We start from the raw sequence: 13,655 nt of genomic DNA, 5'->3' as shown, positions 1-13,655 counted from the left end.
ACACCTGCACGCCATGGACCGAATCGATGCGATGAAGGTGTTCGTCGCCACGCTGGACGAGGGCAGTCTCGCGGGCGCGAGCCGCCGTCTCGGCCGTTCGCCGGCGGCGGTCAGCCGCGCGATCGCGTTTCTCGAGGCGCACACGGGCACCGCGCTGCTGTACCGGACCACCCGGACGATTCGCCTGAGCGAAGCCGGCGAACGCTACGCGGCAGCGTGCCGCCGCATCCTCGCGGATCTCGAGGAAGCCGACATGCTGATCGCCGACGAACGCTCGGCGCCGCGCGGCCTGCTGACGGTCACCGCACCGGTCGCCGCGGGAGAGGACGTGCTGCGCGCGCTGCTCGACGAATTCATCGACCGCCATCCGGCCGTGTCGATTCGCCTGCAGTTGCTCGACCGTCCCGTGAGCCTGATCGACGAGGGGATCGACGTCGCGCTGCGCATCGCGCACCTGACGGATTCGACGCTCGTCGCGATTCCGGTCGGCACGGTGCGCCGCGTCGTCGTCGCGTCGCCCGATTATCTGGCGAACCATCCGCCGATCACCACGCCGGCCGATCTCACCCGGCACCGGATCATCTCGATGACGCACTTCGGGCTCGATTCATGGAGCTTCCCGCCGTCCGGCCAGTCGGCGCTGCCGCAGGTTGTCCCATTCGCGCCGCGCTTCATCGTCAACACGATCCGCGGTGCAGTCGCGTCGGCGCTCGCCGGCCACGGCGTCACGCGGCTTTTCTCGTATCACGTCGCCGAGCACGTCCGGGACGGCGCGCTGCGCATCGTGCTGCGCGACAGCGAGCACGCGCCGCTGCCGATTCATCTCGTCACACCTTACGGACGACTGTCGGTGCCGAAGGTGCGGACATTCGTCGATTTCGCAGCACCGCGGTTGCGCGAGCACTTCGCCCGGCTGGCCACCATCACCGACGGAGATTGAACCGCATTGCGGAAGAATGGCTTCCGCATCGCGTGGATTCTCTCGATATCCGGTTCAATTTAGACTTCCTTCAACCGACGGACGCACGTGCGGCCGTCCAGCGAATGGAGGTCCTCATGCAACAAGCGCTTCTCGACCGGCCGCATGCCCCCGCGTTCAACGTGTGGCGCGGCACGGTGTCCGGCGCCAGCGCGAGCCTGATCGGCATCGGCCTGGCGCGATTTGCGTACACGCCGCTGCTGCCCGCGATCATCGGCGCGCACTGGTTTCCCGCCGCGACGGCAGCCTATCTCGGCGCGGCCAACCTCGGCGGTTACCTGGCCGGCGCGCTGATCGCCGGTGCACTCGCGCGTCGCGCCGGCTCGACCGCCGTGCTGCGCGCGATGATGCTGCTCGCGACGCTTGCGTTCGTCGCCTGCGCGGTGCCCGTATCGTTCCTGTGGTTCTTCGTCTGGCGCTTCGCATCCGGCCTGTCGGGCGGTGCCCTGATGGTGCTCGCCGCGCCCGTGATCCTGGCGCACGTGCCGCCGGCGCGCCGCGGTTTTGCGAGCGGCGGCATCTTCACCGGGATCGGTCTCGGCATCGCGGCGTCGGGCACGATCGTGCCGATCCTGCTGCGGCAGGGGCTCGCCGCGACGTGGCTCGGGCTCGCGGTCGTGTCGCTGCTGCTGACCGCCGTCGCGTGGCACGGCTGGCCGGCGGACGATGCGCCGCCCGCCGCGGCCGTCGCGCCGTCTGCCGCACACGCGCGCAACCTGCCGACCGGCAGCCTGCGCGCGCTGTACGTCGAGTACGGTCTCAATGCGGTCGGGCTCGTCCCGCACATGATCTTCCTCGTCGACTACGTGGCCCGCGGACTCGGCAAGGGCGTCGACGCAGGCGCGCAGTACTGGGTGCTGTACGGCCTCGGCGCGATCGTCGGGCCGCTCGCGTGTGGGCATCTGGCCGATCGCGCCGGCTTCGGCCGTGCGCTGCGCATCGCATTCGCGATCGAGGCCGTCGCCGTGGTGCTGCCGCTGCTCGGGATGGGATCGGCCGCGCTGATCGTATCGAGCATGCTGGTCGGCGCGTTCACACCCGGCATCGTGCCGCTCGCACTCGGACGCGTGAATGAACTGCTCGCCCATCATCCGTCGGTCGCGAAACGCGCATGGCGCAGCGCGACGACCAGCTTCGCGATCATGCAGGCGGTGGCCGCCTACGGTCTGTCGTACCTGTTCGCATCGAGCGGCGGCCGTTACGAAACCCTGTTCGCCGTCGGCGGCGCCGCGCTGCTGCTCGCGCTCGTGGTCGATGTGGCCTGCACGGCGAGGGCGCGATGAGCACGACCGTCCAGGCACCGGCCGCGGCGCTCTCCGGCCGGTCCGCCGCAAGCTACGCCGAACGCAATGCGCGCTACTGGCGGCGCAATCTCGCCGTGTGCGTATTCGGTTCGTTCACGACGCTCGTCAGCCTGAGCATGCTGCTGCCGTTCCTGCCGCTGTATGTGCGGCAGCTCGGCGTCGACGCGCAGTCGGCCGTGATCGAATGGTCGGGCGTCGCGTTCGGCGCGACGTTTCTCGGCACGGCCGTGACCGCGCCGCTGTGGGGCCGTCTCGCGGATCGCTTCGGCCGCAAGCCGATGCTCGTGCGCGCGGCGCTCGGAATGGCCGTCGTGATGTCGCTGATCGGCGTCGCGCATAACGTCCAGGAACTCGTTGCGCTGCGGCTCGTCGCCGGGCTCGTCGGCGGCTATGCGTCAGCGTCGACCGTGATGGTCGGCACCCAGGCGCCGCGCGAACGCGCGGGCTGGGCGCTCGGCATCCTGTCGACCGGTGCGCTCGCCGGCAACCTGGTCGGGCCGCTCGTCGGCGGGCTGCTGCCGGGCTGGCTCGGCATTCGCGGGACGTTTTTCGCGGGGGGCGCGATGATCGCCGTCGCCGCGCTGCTGACGATCTTCATCGTAAAGGAAGACTTTCGCGCGGACACCGACGCGCAGGCGCGACAAGCCCGCGCAACGACGGCGGACACGGCACGGCGCACCGATCGTGCGGCGGTCGCCGCGCTCCTTGTGACGGCGATGATGGTGCTGCTCGCGAACATGTCGATCGAGCCGATCATCACGGTCTACATCGGCGGGCTCGGCGTGGACGGCAGTCACCTGGCGCGCGTCGCCGGCGTCGTGATGGCCTGTTCGGCACTCGGCAGCGTGCTCACCGCCGCGCGGCTCGGCGCGCTCGCCGACCGGATCGGCAGCTGGAACGTGATCGTCGGCTGCCTGCTTTTGACCGCGCTCGCCATGCTGCCGCAGGCGTTCGTCACGCACTGGTGGCAGCTCGCGGCACTGCGGGTGCTGATGGGGATGACGCTCGCCGGGCTGCTGCCGGCGATCGGCAAGCTGGTCCGCCAGTCGGTCGACGAGCGCGCGACGGGCCAGATGCTCGGCTACCTGCAATCCGCGCAGTTCTGCGGGCAGGTGATCGGCCCCGTGATCGGCGGACAAATCGGCGTCGCGCTCGGTCTGCATTCGGTATTCTTCGTGACGGCCGCGCTGCTGACCGCCTGCGCGGGGCTCGCCTGTCGCGTACGCAGTCGATAAAGCCGGCGCGGGCCGAACCGGGGGGTGGCGGACTGGCGTAGCATGGGCGCAGTTGCGGGGAAGCCGCTGCGCGCACCGTTCGAACGTGACGATCCGCGAACGTATCGCGCCTCGCGCGAGCCGGCGTCAACGCCCGATCGGCCGCCGCATTCGCCATCGCTTTCGCATGACCGGCCCGGCTGCACGCGACGTGCCGCGAACGCGCCGCGTGCCGAACCTGACCCAGCCGCTTCGGCTCTGGCCGCAGCATTCCGATCCCGGACGTTGCAGGAGACAACGACATGAATCAACCGACCGACAACCGGACGCTGTTGCGCACGCTCGGCATCCGCACCCCGATCATCCAGGCGCCGATGGCCGGTGTCAGCACACCTGCGCTGGCGGCTGCCGTATCGAACGCGGGCGGGCTGGGCTCGCTCGGCGTCGGCGCGACGAACGCCGACGGCGCGCGCAAGATGATCCGCGACACGCGCGCACTTACTGACCAGCCGTTCAACATCAACCTGTTCTGCCACCAGCCGGCCCGTGCCGACGCAGCGGTCGAACGCGCGTGGCTCGACTGGCTCGCGCCGGCGTTCCGCGAACAGGGCGCGACGCCACCGGTGTCGCTGTCGGAGATCTACACGAGCTTCGTCGCGGACGATGCGATGCTCGCGATGCTGGTCGAAGAAAAGCCGGCGGTCGTGAGCTTTCATTTCGGGTTGCCGTCCGATGAGGCCATTGCCGTGTTGAAGCGTGCGGGCATCACGCTGTTCGCGGCCGCGACGAATCCCGACGAAGCCCGGCAGATCGCCGCGGCCGGCATCGATGCGATCGTCGCGCAGGGCATCGAGGCCGGCGGGCACCGTGGTGTATTCGACTCGACGGTGCACGACGACCGGCTTGGCACATTCGCGCTGACGCGCCTGCTCGTGCGCGAATGCGCGCTGCCGGTGATCGCCGCCGGCGGCATCATGGACGGCGACGGCATCGCCGCGGCGCTCGCGCTCGGCGCGCAGGCCGCGCAGCTCGGCACCGCGTTCGTCGCGTGCCCGGAGACCTCGATCGACGACGGCTATCGCCGCGCGATCCTCGGCAACGCGGCGCACCGCACGACGTTCACGACCGCGATTTCCGGCCGGATCGCGCGCGGCATCGCGAATCGGCTGACCGCGCTCGGCGACGATCCGCACGCACCGGCCACACCGGCCTATCCGATCGCGTATGACGCCGGCAAGGCACTGCATGCGGCCGCCAAGGCGAAAGGCGAGTTCGGCTACGGCGCGCAGTGGGCGGGGCAGGCGGCACCGCTCGTCCGGTCGCTGCCGGCTGCCGAACTGTTCGCGACGCTCGAGCGCGAGACGCGAGCGGCCATCGCGCGGTTGCAGCACGTGCTGGACTGATTCCCGGGCCGCGTGCCACACATGCCGGCGCTTGGCAAATGCGCTGCAACGCCACCGCAACGCACATCGCCGGCAACAAAATTGCAATGTTCTGTATCTGCGCGCCGCATGGATACAGCGCGATACAACGCATGGGTCCGGGCCCGCTATAAAGCAGACATGACCACTTGAGGAGCACGACATGTCTGCGACATGGTTCAACGGATCCTGCCACTGCGGCGCCGTGAAATTCGAAGTCCGGACCGCGCTTGCGCCGGCGGTTCGCTGCAACTGCAGCCTCTGCCGCCGCCGCGGCGCGCTGATGAGCCCGATGTTCGATGCGGCCGACCTCAAGATCGTCGCGGGCGAGGGTGCACTGACGCGCTACCGCTTCAACACGCACACGGCCCGCCACTATTTCTGCAGCCGGTGCGGCATCTATCCGTTTCACCAGACGCGCAAGGATCCCGCGTGCTGGCGCGTCAATCTCGGCTGCCTCGAAGGCGTCGATCCGTACGCGCTCGACGCGGCAGTCGCCGACGGCGCGAGCCTTTCCGTCGTGGAGGACGCATGAAACGCTGGCTGATGATCCTGCTGTTCGCCGCGGGCGGCCTTGCCACCGAAATCGCGCATCCGGTGCAGTGCTCGCTGCTGTCGATCAGCCGGCAGCGGACCGGCAACCGCCGCGGTCGAAACGACGTCGGCGGGGGCTGAGCGCGAGCAGACACCGTACATATCGCATCCTGTTGATCGGAAGCGATAGTCATGCTTCCGATAAGATCGCACGCGATATATAATGCGCTCATCTGCGACCGATCCCGTGTCGATGGAGGACGCTCATGAAACCAACCGAAGCACAATCGCCCGCCACGCCGAAACTGTCCGAGTTCCTGTGTTTTGCGATCTACTCGACGAACCTCGCATTCGGCAAGGCATACAAGCCGATCCTCGAGGAGCTCGGTCTCACGTACACGCAATACATCACGATCATCGCGCTGTGGGAGGAGGGCAACCAGACGGTCGGGCAGCTCGGCGAGAAGCTGTTCCTCGAATCGAACACGCTGACGCCGATCCTGAAAAAGCTCGAGGCGATGGGTTATCTGGAGCGACACCGCGATCCGTCGGACGAGCGCCAGGTGCTCGTGAGCCTGACGAAAAGCGGCCGCCGCGTGCGCGAGAAGGGGCTCGACATGAACCTGGTCGAAGCCACCGGGTTGAAACCCGACGAATTCGCGAAGATGCAGAAGGCGATCGTCACGCTGCGCGGCAACCTGATCGATTCGATCGACGAGTAGACGAACCGATTCAGCATCGATGTCGAGCCGGCGGGGTGTTTTCGCCGGCTCCTTCGCCATTTCCGCAAGTCGCCCGCGATCAGGTCCGGCACACCGGCTCTTTACGGCTTGCTCCCGGGTTGCTCCGTCCGGCCGTCTTCGCGCCCCAACACCAGCAGATGCATGTCGCGACGCATCGCGAAGCCAAGGGCCCGATAGCGCTCGATCGCGACGTGATTCGACGTGAGCACGTGCAGGAACGGCGTTTCCGCCCGCGCGAAGATGGTCGCGATCAACGAGCGGATCAGCCCGGCCGCGAGGCCCTGGCCCCGAAACGCGGCATCCACGCACACCGCGCTGATCTCCGCATGCTCGCCTGCCTTCAGCCGCTGACCCACCATCGCCACGAGCCGGCCCTGTCTGCGTACACCGATATAACCGCCGAATTCGATCGTGCGCGTGCCGAAGGGCCCCGGTTCCGTCGCCGCGATCAGCTCGAGCATCTCCGGCACGTCAGCGTCCGTCAACCGGACATGCTCCAGAGGATGCGCGTCGTCGAGCGTTCCCTGCCAGATCATCTGATGCAGCACCGCACGCCGGACCACGGAACAGCCGGCCGGCGTCGGGATCTCGTCCGGCGTGACCAGTGCCGCCGGACCGTGCGCGTCGATCAGTGCGCGCAGCGCATCGAACGCGCCCGCGCTGCGCTCGGCCATGCCGGCAAACGGCGCAAGCGCCGGAGGGAATCGCCGCGCAAGCGCATCGCCGAGTGCAAAACAATGCTGCTCGCCGGTGAGCGCATTCCAAACGACGTTGTCGAGCGGATGCGATCCGCCTTCTTCATGCCCCGTCGTCGCTTCCCGCATTGCCCGCTCCTTGATTGAAGGCCGTCCGCCGCACAGCATAAACGCGATCGCCGACGCAGGTTGGCAGGCAAAATGAAAAAGGCGCACACGATTACATCGCATGCGCCATATTTGACGGACGATATCGCCGATTTCGTCGCGACGTTCAATGTCCGGAATAGATCGAGCGCTCCGCCGTGCGAATCGTGCTGCGACTGCCGGACTGCGTCGCGCCGTCGGCGTTGCCGCCATAACCGGCTGCCTGCGTGTCGGCCACCGTCGCACCGTTGTCGCGAACCCGCTTCAGCGCTGCCTGCAGGTTGTCCGGATAGTTCGGATCGTTCGCGCGATTCGGCAGATAGCCAGCCTGCTGGAGCGCGGCCAGCTCCGCCCGCACTTGCGCACGCGTCACGGTGCTGTCGGCCGCAAAGGCCGGGGAGGTCACGGAAGCCGATACGGCGACGAGCAGGGCTGCAATCAGTTGGGTCTTCATCATTCACCTCGATAGAAAAGCGTGTATTCAGGTTGCGCGCGGCACGCCGGCAATCGGCGCCGATCGCGGTTTCGTTCAATGGCCGAAGTAGATCGAGCGCTCGGCGACATGCGTGACCGAACGGCTGCCCGACTGCGTGACGGCGGCGGCGTCGCTGCCATAACCGGACGTCGCCGTGTCGGCCGCGACGGTGCCGTTCGCGTCGATACGCGTCAGCGCGGCTTGCAGGTCGTCCGGATAGTGCGGATCGTTCGCACGGCCCGGCTCATAGCCGGCTTGCTGCAGTTGCACGAGCTCGGCGCGCACTTGAGCACGCGTCACGACGGCGTCATTGGCAAAGGCCGGCGCGGCAACGGCAGCGGACACGGCAACGAGAACGGCAGCGATCAGTTGGGTTTTCATCATTCACCTCGACAAGAAAATGGCAGGACATTCGTGAAGGCGGCGCCTGGCCGCCCGATGCAACACATCAGACGATGCGAATCTCGACGTCGATGTTGCCGCGCGTCGCCTTCGAATACGGGCAGGTCTGATGTGCGGTATCGACGATGTGCTGCACGACGTCGCGATCGAGCCCCGGCACGCTCACGTTCAGGCGGGCCTGCAGGAAGTACGCGTTGCCGCCCATGCCCAGGTCCACTTCGGCGTCGACCGCGAGGTCGACCGGCAGCGTCACCTTCGCCGCACGCGCTGCAAGCTGCATTGCGCCGATGAAGCAGGCCGACCAGCCGGCCGCGAACAGTTGTTCCGGGTTGGTGCCCGTGCCGGCGCTGCCCGGCGACGACAGCTGGATGTCGAGACGGCCGTCGGAACTGCGCGCCGAGCCGTCGCGGCCGCCGGAAGTCGTGTGCGTCTTGCCCGTGTACAGCACTTTTTCGATCTTGCTCATCTTTCACTCCGTCAGGTTGGAAGGTCTTTCTCAGATGCGATTCGATCGCATGCGATGCAGTTTCGTCGAAGCACCTCTCACCGTCAAGCGGATTCGATTAAATCGCATGCGATATTTTGTATTGCAATGTATCTGGATTACGTCGTGCCTTATGGGGCAAGGCCTTTCGGTGATATAGCCCTTATTTTGAGAAGGCGACGCGCAGGGGGAAATTTCACGGCGGGCAGGGCAGACGCCCGCCGGAATGGCCGTTGCCTCGGTGGCGGCAACCTGATTAAACCGGACGAATTTCGGCGATCACGACCAGGATCACGGCCGCGTCGGCCGGCAACTGCCGCTGGGAGAAGGCCGAGCGCGCGTGTCCCGCCTTGTCGCCCAGCACTGCGGCGAACAGGTCGGAAGCGCCGTCGATCACGGTCGGCTGGCCGTGGAAGCCGTCGGCCGACGCGACGTGGCCCTCGACCCGTACGATGTGATGCAGGCGGTCGAACCCGCCCAGGTGCCGGTGGATCTGCGCGAGCACGTTCAGCGCCGCGAGCTGCGCCGCGTGCCGGCCGTCATCGACGCTCAATTGTTCGCCGACGCGGCCCGTATAGGCAACCTTGCCGTCGACGAGCGGCAGTTGCCCGGACACGAACAACAGGTTGCCGGCTTCGCTGACGGCCGTATAGCTGCCGAGCGGTTGCGGCGGTTCGGGTAGCGTAAAGCCGAGTTCGGCCAGCTTTTGTTCGATCGTCATCGCGTTCTCCTTCGGGAATGGTTGATAGGTCGGCCGCAGCGGAAGCATCGCGCGCCAGGACCTCTGTTGATCACTCTAGTGAGGCGGCCGGGGCCGGTAAATATCGTTTGCGCAATTGATTCGACACACGATGTAACGAATCGCATGCGGCACGAAACGATGCGAACGCACGCCGGCGAAGCCGCCCGGTGCCGCCTGCCGCGCTCGCGGTTCGCTGGTTTCCCGCCCGTGATTCATGCACACTCGTTGCCTCGACGCCCCGCGATGGAAGTACCGGATACGGCAGGAGCCCCCTCATGCAACGAAAATTCGACGACCTCCTGCTCGGCAGCATCGAGCTGTTCTGCATGGCAGCCGAACTCGGCAGCTTCACGCTCGCCGCGACTGCTGCGAGCGTCACGCCGGCCGCTGTCAGCCGCTCGGTCGCGCGGCTCGAGGAGCGTCTCGGCGTACGGCTGTTCGTACGGACGACGCGGCAGATCCGCCTGACCGATTCCGGCCGGCGCTACTTCGAACAATGCCGTGCAGCGCTGTCGCAACTCGTCGACGCGGAGCGCGAAGCCACGGGCCAGCAGGCGACGCCAGCGGGCGTGCTGCGCATCAGCATGCCGACGCCGTACGGACACTATCGCGTGCTGCCGCTGCTGCCCGCGTTTCGCGAGCGTTATCCGGACGTGCAGGTCGAAACGCACCTGAGCAACCGCAACATCGACTTCGCCGAGGAGGGCTTCGACCTTGCGATCCGCGGCCGCGCACCGGCGGATTCGAGCCTCGTCGCGCGCAAGCTGGAGGATGCCGAACTCGTCGTCGTCGCGACGCCCGGCTACCTGAAGCGCGCCGGCATGCCACGCGCCGTCGACGATCTGCACATGCACGAATGCATCCAGTTCGAACTCCCGAGCAGCGGCCGGCCGATTCCGTGGTTGTTCAGCGACGGCTCGGCGGAAATCGAAATCGCGACCACCGGCGGCTACGGCGCGTCGGGCGACGTCCTCGCCGGCGTCACGCTCGCACGCAGCGGCGCGGGCCTGTTCCAGACCTATCGCTTCATCGTCGAACGGGATCTGCGGGAGGGCACGCTCAAGGAGGTGCTGTCCGGCCAGGGCGGGCGATCGCGGCCGTTCATGCTGCTGTATCCGCATGCACGCTATCTGTCGTCGCGCGTGCGCGTCTTCGTCGACTTTCTCATCGAACATCTGGCGCAGGCGCCCGGCAAGCGGGCGCGCTAGCTGCGTCCAGCCACGCCGGCAGCGGCGCGGCTGCGCCGGTAGCGGACCGCGTCGCGCCGTCCGCGCCAGCGCGTTCTTGCTGCCTTGCCGCTCAGTGCCCGGCGCTCTGGCCGCCGTCCACATGCAGGATCTCGCCGGTGACGAACGGCGCCGAATCGAGATACAGGATCGCGCCGACGATGTCGCTCATCTCGCCCATCCGGCCGACCGGATGCAGCGATGCGAGCGTCGCATGCGTGTCGGGTGCATGCATCGGCGATTTGATGATGCCGGGCGACACGGCGTTCACGCGGATGCCGGCCTGCGCATACTCGATTGCGAGCGACTTCGTCGCCGCATTGAGCCCGCCTTTCGTCAGCGATGCGAGCACCGACGGTACGTTGCTGTTCGCGTGGTCGACGAGGCTCGTCGTGATACTGACCACGTGTCCGCCGCCGTGCCGCTGCATCGCCGCGATTGCGCGCTGCGTGACGTGGAAGAAGCCGTCCAGGTTCACACGGGTGACGGCTGCATAGTCGTCCGCCGAGTATTGCGTGAACGGCTTCGCGATGAAGACGCCAGCGTTGTTGACGAGCGTGTCGACCCGGCCAAAGCGCTCGATGGCGGTGTCGACCACGCGCCGCGCGAGCGCCGGGTCGCCGATGTCGCCCGCGACGGTGACGAGATCGGGATCGTCCGACGGCCCGATCGAACGGGACGTCGCGACCACCCGATGGCCCTGTGCGCGGAATGCGCTGACCGTTTCAGCGCCGATGCCTTGCGATGCGCCGGTGACGATAATGACTTTGGAAGTGCTCATGATATGCCTCGACAGGTGACTGGTTTTCGGCTTCAGTGCCGCCCGGATCGATGAATCCGATGGACCAGACTCTAGGCGCGTCGGGCCGGAGTTCGAACACCCACCATGGACCAATAGTCTTGCGTCGCGGGAACAAATGGAGGAAGTGCGGGGACGGCCGCGGCGACGCTCGGTGCGACGGCGTGTTGGCGGGAAGATCGGCGTGATCGCCTACGAGCCGGCAATCGTGCGACGACGCGCGTCCAAGCGTCGTGAATTCGGAGGTTTGCGCAGTCAAATACCGCGAACGCGGCACGCTGGATGTTCGTAACACGCCGGGCATTTCGGCTCTTTATCGATACTATCGAGATAACTTTTCTTATCATAATAGATTCATTATTTTCACAAACTGTCGAATCTGAAAACGCGCCTGACCGCACCTTCACACGCATCGTCGGACGGCTCCCAAAAGCGGATCAGGGCAGGGCTGTCGCGCGCATGCACATGCTCGGCACGCTATCCAGCACTCCGGACGCGGCTAAAACTAAAACTGGCACAATCCCGCCGACATCCGCAGATGCGACCCAATATCGCCCGCGCCGGACGATGCCGATCCGTTCATGCCGGACGCTTGCTTCGACCGGCACAGCACATGCATACACGCAGGACGCGCGGGCACCGGCGCCAACTGAATGCAAGCGCCGTCAAATGGCCGGCGCGCGACATGCCTGGCACTACGGCGAGACGAACTAGAGAACGGGGCGGATCGATGCCTCCGGTTTCGGGCTGCCAGGGCGGCGCTCGACGCGTGGGACGCGCGGCGCTTGCCGTCGATCTGGATCAGTTCACCGAGGCACGCGCGACGCGCTCGTGGCTGATAAACCTTCGGCGGACGCTGTCGGCGCGGAATCCAGAGCCCAGCGTCCGTCATCAACTTCCTGACCGTCTCCTTGGCCAGTCGAATGCCGTGGCATTCCCGGAGCTTCTCGCACGCCAGTGTCGGCCCGAAATCCGCGTAGCGATCGCGGATGATCGACAGCGCCCGCTGGGCCAACTCCGCATCCAGCCGCCGGTTGCCAGGACCGCCACGCTTGCGCGAGGTCAGGCCCGCCGCGCCAGATTCCCGGTATCGAATCACCAGCCGCTCGATCTGCCGGACCGTCAGGCCCAAGCGTTCGGCCGCGCGGCCAGGCTTCACGCCCAAATCCACTACGGCCTGGATTACCTTCAGACGGTCGAGTTCTCTCATGTTCAATGTCACCAGTGCTGTTCGGTGCATCGCCGGCTCCATGATCTGACGGGGAGCCGGCAAGCTTACCGAGGTCCAAACGCGACATTTCTAAATGGCTAGAACACGACATTTCTATAAAGCTACTACAACCTATTTAAGTGATAACTATGATTATGTCAAATCTCGAATTTCCTCAAAATCACCGCTGAAAATCCCGACCGGACGCCGCCGGAATCCCGTCGCCAAAGCCGCTGTTTTCCATCCAGCAAGAACCCGGCCCGGGCCAAACCGACAACACGCGACATCCCCCGACGGACGCCTGCCAGACGCCGTCTCCATCCACCGCAAACCGTCCGCAACACGACGATCAGGACAACCACATCCCTTGCATCTTGTGCGAGAAATGCGCGCGCTCGGCCGTCTCCATCAGCGACAGGAATTCGTCCTGCATCATGTGGATCAGCGCTTCGTGGTCGCCGGCCTCGAAATACACTTCCGGCTGCTGCGCGAGATGCTCCTCGAGGAACGTCTTCATCCCGTACGCCATGCACACTGGCGGCAACGCGCCCAGGTCGCAATCCTTGAACAGTTCGCGCAGTTCGATTTCCCGGGCGAGCACGAGATGGCGGCCGGTCTTGACCCAGAGATCCGACAGCCGCACCGCGTGCGACGTCGGCAGCACGGCGGCGACGTAGCCTTCGTCGTCCTCGAGCAGCACGGTTTTCGCGAGGCGATCGCCGGGGATATGCGCGGCGGCGGCCGTCTCCATGCTGGTATGGCTATACGGGTGGTACACGACTTCGTACCGCGATGACTTCTGGCGCAGGCAATCCTGCAGGGTGGCTGATACAGGCATGGCACACCTCGTCTGGATGAATCGGGCGAACGAAGTTCGCTCCGGATTCGTTCAGCATAGGTCGCATTGCGGCCAATGGAAACGCCCTTGCAGCGGCTCTCGCACGGACGGCTCGACACTCGGCTTCGGCCCCTTTTTCGATAACGCGACCGCCCTCGCCGGCATGTGAAATCCCGGCCCGGGATACGCGTCCCCATTCACTTGCCGGCCCCGCCTTTCCTGCAGACAAGACTGGCGATGCGCCATCTGGCGCGATAACGCAAACCCATGCGACGGCGGAGCCGCAATAGACCGTTAGTTGCATTTATGAAAAGAGTGTCGAGATGCCGAAATCATCTCGACAAGCCATGAGGAATCGGCCGGTCACGCACCGGCAAGCTGCCACGAACCGCGCCGACAAAGACCGGCCCGCGCCCTATACTGAGCCAGGCGCCCGCCATCC

At 66.3% G+C, this 13,655-nt stretch carries 15 protein-coding genes and 1 pseudogene; 8 read left to right on the top strand and 8 right to left on the bottom strand.

The window, feature by feature from the left end:
- The first annotated feature begins 13 nt into the window (after positions 1–13).
- From DIE15_RS08885 to DIE15_RS08860, 7 genes are all read left to right on the top strand, one after another.
- A complete protein-coding gene (locus DIE15_RS08885) occupies positions 14–940 on the top strand; it encodes a LysR family transcriptional regulator (protein ID WP_057928944.1) in 927 nt (308 codons plus the stop codon).
- Between the two features lie 116 nt (positions 941–1,056).
- Positions 1,057–2,262 carry a YbfB/YjiJ family MFS transporter gene (locus DIE15_RS08880; protein WP_124832991.1) on the top strand — a complete coding sequence of 402 codons (1,206 nt, stop codon included), beginning with the start codon at positions 1,057–1,059 and terminating at the stop codon, positions 2,260–2,262.
- A complete protein-coding gene (locus DIE15_RS08875; RefSeq protein WP_057928943.1) occupies positions 2,259–3,518 on the top strand; it encodes an MFS transporter in 1,260 nt (419 codons plus the stop codon). The genes DIE15_RS08880 and DIE15_RS08875 overlap by 4 nt, the downstream gene beginning before the upstream one ends.
- Before the next feature lie 281 nt (positions 3,519–3,799).
- Complete coding sequence (locus tag DIE15_RS08870) at positions 3,800–4,900, top strand: nitronate monooxygenase family protein (RefSeq protein ID WP_124832990.1); 1,101 nt, start codon at positions 3,800–3,802, stop codon at positions 4,898–4,900.
- Positions 4,901–5,081: 181 nt separating this feature from the next.
- Complete coding sequence (locus DIE15_RS08865; RefSeq protein WP_057928941.1) at positions 5,082–5,453, top strand: GFA family protein; 372 nt, start codon at positions 5,082–5,084, stop codon at positions 5,451–5,453.
- Positions 5,450–5,593: a hypothetical protein gene (locus DIE15_RS36940; protein WP_175826861.1), complete on the top strand. Its 144-nt coding sequence runs from the start codon at positions 5,450–5,452 to the stop codon at positions 5,591–5,593. Before DIE15_RS08865 ends, DIE15_RS36940 begins: the two co-directional genes overlap by 4 nt.
- Positions 5,594–5,718: 125 nt before the next feature.
- Positions 5,719–6,174, top strand: a complete 456-nt coding sequence (locus DIE15_RS08860; RefSeq protein ID WP_057928940.1) for a MarR family winged helix-turn-helix transcriptional regulator — start codon at positions 5,719–5,721, stop codon at positions 6,172–6,174.
- 101 nt (positions 6,175–6,275) lie between these two features.
- On the opposite strand, the gene DIE15_RS08855 is transcribed toward DIE15_RS08860, so the two are convergent.
- The 5 genes from DIE15_RS08855 to DIE15_RS08835 all read right to left on the bottom strand — a co-directional run bounded on the left by DIE15_RS08855 (position 6,276) and on the right by DIE15_RS08835 (position 9,119).
- Positions 6,276–7,019 carry a GNAT family N-acetyltransferase gene (locus DIE15_RS08855; protein WP_124833100.1) on the bottom strand — a complete coding sequence of 248 codons (744 nt, stop codon included), beginning with the start codon at positions 7,017–7,019 and terminating at the stop codon, positions 6,276–6,278.
- Between the two features lie 145 nt (positions 7,020–7,164).
- Entirely contained in the window at positions 7,165–7,494 is a 330-nt protein-coding gene (locus tag DIE15_RS08850) for a DUF4148 domain-containing protein (protein WP_124832989.1), read from the bottom strand.
- A 72-nt stretch (positions 7,495–7,566) separates the two neighbouring features.
- A complete protein-coding gene (locus DIE15_RS08845; protein WP_124832988.1) occupies positions 7,567–7,893 on the bottom strand; it encodes a DUF4148 domain-containing protein in 327 nt (108 codons plus the stop codon).
- A 67-nt stretch (positions 7,894–7,960) separates the two neighbouring features.
- Positions 7,961–8,380: an organic hydroperoxide resistance protein gene (locus tag DIE15_RS08840; RefSeq protein WP_057928937.1), complete on the bottom strand. Its 420-nt coding sequence runs from the start codon at positions 8,378–8,380 to the stop codon at positions 7,961–7,963.
- Positions 8,381–8,654: 274 nt separating this feature from the next.
- Positions 8,655–9,119, bottom strand: a complete 465-nt coding sequence (locus tag DIE15_RS08835; RefSeq protein WP_057928970.1) for a RidA family protein — start codon at positions 9,117–9,119, stop codon at positions 8,655–8,657.
- 296 nt (positions 9,120–9,415) lie between these two features.
- On the opposite strand from DIE15_RS08835, the gene DIE15_RS08830 reads away from it, so the two are divergent.
- Complete coding sequence (locus DIE15_RS08830; protein WP_057928936.1) at positions 9,416–10,348, top strand: LysR family transcriptional regulator; 933 nt, start codon at positions 9,416–9,418, stop codon at positions 10,346–10,348.
- 91 nt (positions 10,349–10,439) lie between these two features.
- On the opposite strand, the gene DIE15_RS08825 is transcribed toward DIE15_RS08830, so the two are convergent.
- From DIE15_RS08825 to DIE15_RS08815, 3 genes and pseudogenes are all read right to left on the bottom strand, one after another.
- Positions 10,440–11,147 (bottom strand): SDR family NAD(P)-dependent oxidoreductase, encoded by a 708-nt coding sequence (locus DIE15_RS08825; RefSeq protein WP_124832987.1) that lies wholly within the window; start codon positions 11,145–11,147, stop codon positions 10,440–10,442.
- An 805-nt stretch (positions 11,148–11,952) separates the two neighbouring features.
- Positions 11,953–12,375: pseudogene (locus DIE15_RS08820) on the bottom strand (helix-turn-helix domain-containing protein); the annotation flags it as partial.
- 349 nt (positions 12,376–12,724) lie between these two features.
- Positions 12,725–13,213 carry an aminoacyl-tRNA deacylase gene (locus tag DIE15_RS08815; protein ID WP_044848239.1) on the bottom strand — a complete coding sequence of 163 codons (489 nt, stop codon included), beginning with the start codon at positions 13,211–13,213 and terminating at the stop codon, positions 12,725–12,727.
- Positions 13,214–13,655 lie beyond the last annotated feature (442 nt).

Source organism: Burkholderia sp. Bp9031 (genome assembly GCF_003857965.1).
In the GTDB taxonomy this organism is placed as follows: Bacteria; Pseudomonadota; Gammaproteobacteria; order Burkholderiales; family Burkholderiaceae; genus Burkholderia; species Burkholderia ambifaria_A.
Note: the sequence above shows the minus strand (reverse complement) of the source record. Positions and strands in the feature narration are given on the sequence as shown.

What these genes read in the sequence shown, in the direction of transcription:
- DIE15_RS08825 (WP_124832987.1), bottom strand. Translation starts at nt 11,147, where the DNA reads ATGAGCACTTCCAAAGTCATTATCGTCACCGGCGCATCGCAAGGCATC.
- DIE15_RS08840 (WP_057928937.1), bottom strand. Translation starts at nt 8,380, where the DNA reads ATGAGCAAGATCGAAAAAGTGCTGTACACGGGCAAGACGCACACGACT.
- DIE15_RS08845 (WP_124832988.1), bottom strand. Translation starts at nt 7,893, where the DNA reads ATGAAAACCCAACTGATCGCTGCCGTTCTCGTTGCCGTGTCCGCTGCC.
- DIE15_RS08830 (WP_057928936.1), top strand. Translation starts at nt 9,416, where the DNA reads ATGCAACGAAAATTCGACGACCTCCTGCTCGGCAGCATCGAGCTGTTC.
- DIE15_RS08880 (WP_124832991.1), top strand. Translation starts at nt 1,057, where the DNA reads ATGCAACAAGCGCTTCTCGACCGGCCGCATGCCCCCGCGTTCAACGTG.
- DIE15_RS08860 (WP_057928940.1), top strand. Translation starts at nt 5,719, where the DNA reads ATGAAACCAACCGAAGCACAATCGCCCGCCACGCCGAAACTGTCCGAG.
- DIE15_RS08855 (WP_124833100.1), bottom strand. Translation starts at nt 7,019, where the DNA reads ATGCGGGAAGCGACGACGGGGCATGAAGAAGGCGGATCGCATCCGCTC.
- DIE15_RS08870 (WP_124832990.1), top strand. Translation starts at nt 3,800, where the DNA reads ATGAATCAACCGACCGACAACCGGACGCTGTTGCGCACGCTCGGCATC.
- DIE15_RS36940 (WP_175826861.1), top strand. Translation starts at nt 5,450, where the DNA reads ATGAAACGCTGGCTGATGATCCTGCTGTTCGCCGCGGGCGGCCTTGCC.
- DIE15_RS08885 (WP_057928944.1), top strand. Translation starts at nt 14, where the DNA reads ATGGACCGAATCGATGCGATGAAGGTGTTCGTCGCCACGCTGGACGAG.
- DIE15_RS08875 (WP_057928943.1), top strand. Translation starts at nt 2,259, where the DNA reads ATGAGCACGACCGTCCAGGCACCGGCCGCGGCGCTCTCCGGCCGGTCC.
- DIE15_RS08815 (WP_044848239.1), bottom strand. Translation starts at nt 13,213, where the DNA reads ATGCCTGTATCAGCCACCCTGCAGGATTGCCTGCGCCAGAAGTCATCG.
- DIE15_RS08865 (WP_057928941.1), top strand. Translation starts at nt 5,082, where the DNA reads ATGTCTGCGACATGGTTCAACGGATCCTGCCACTGCGGCGCCGTGAAA.
- DIE15_RS08850 (WP_124832989.1), bottom strand. Translation starts at nt 7,494, where the DNA reads ATGATGAAGACCCAACTGATTGCAGCCCTGCTCGTCGCCGTATCGGCT.
- DIE15_RS08835 (WP_057928970.1), bottom strand. Translation starts at nt 9,119, where the DNA reads ATGACGATCGAACAAAAGCTGGCCGAACTCGGCTTTACGCTACCCGAA.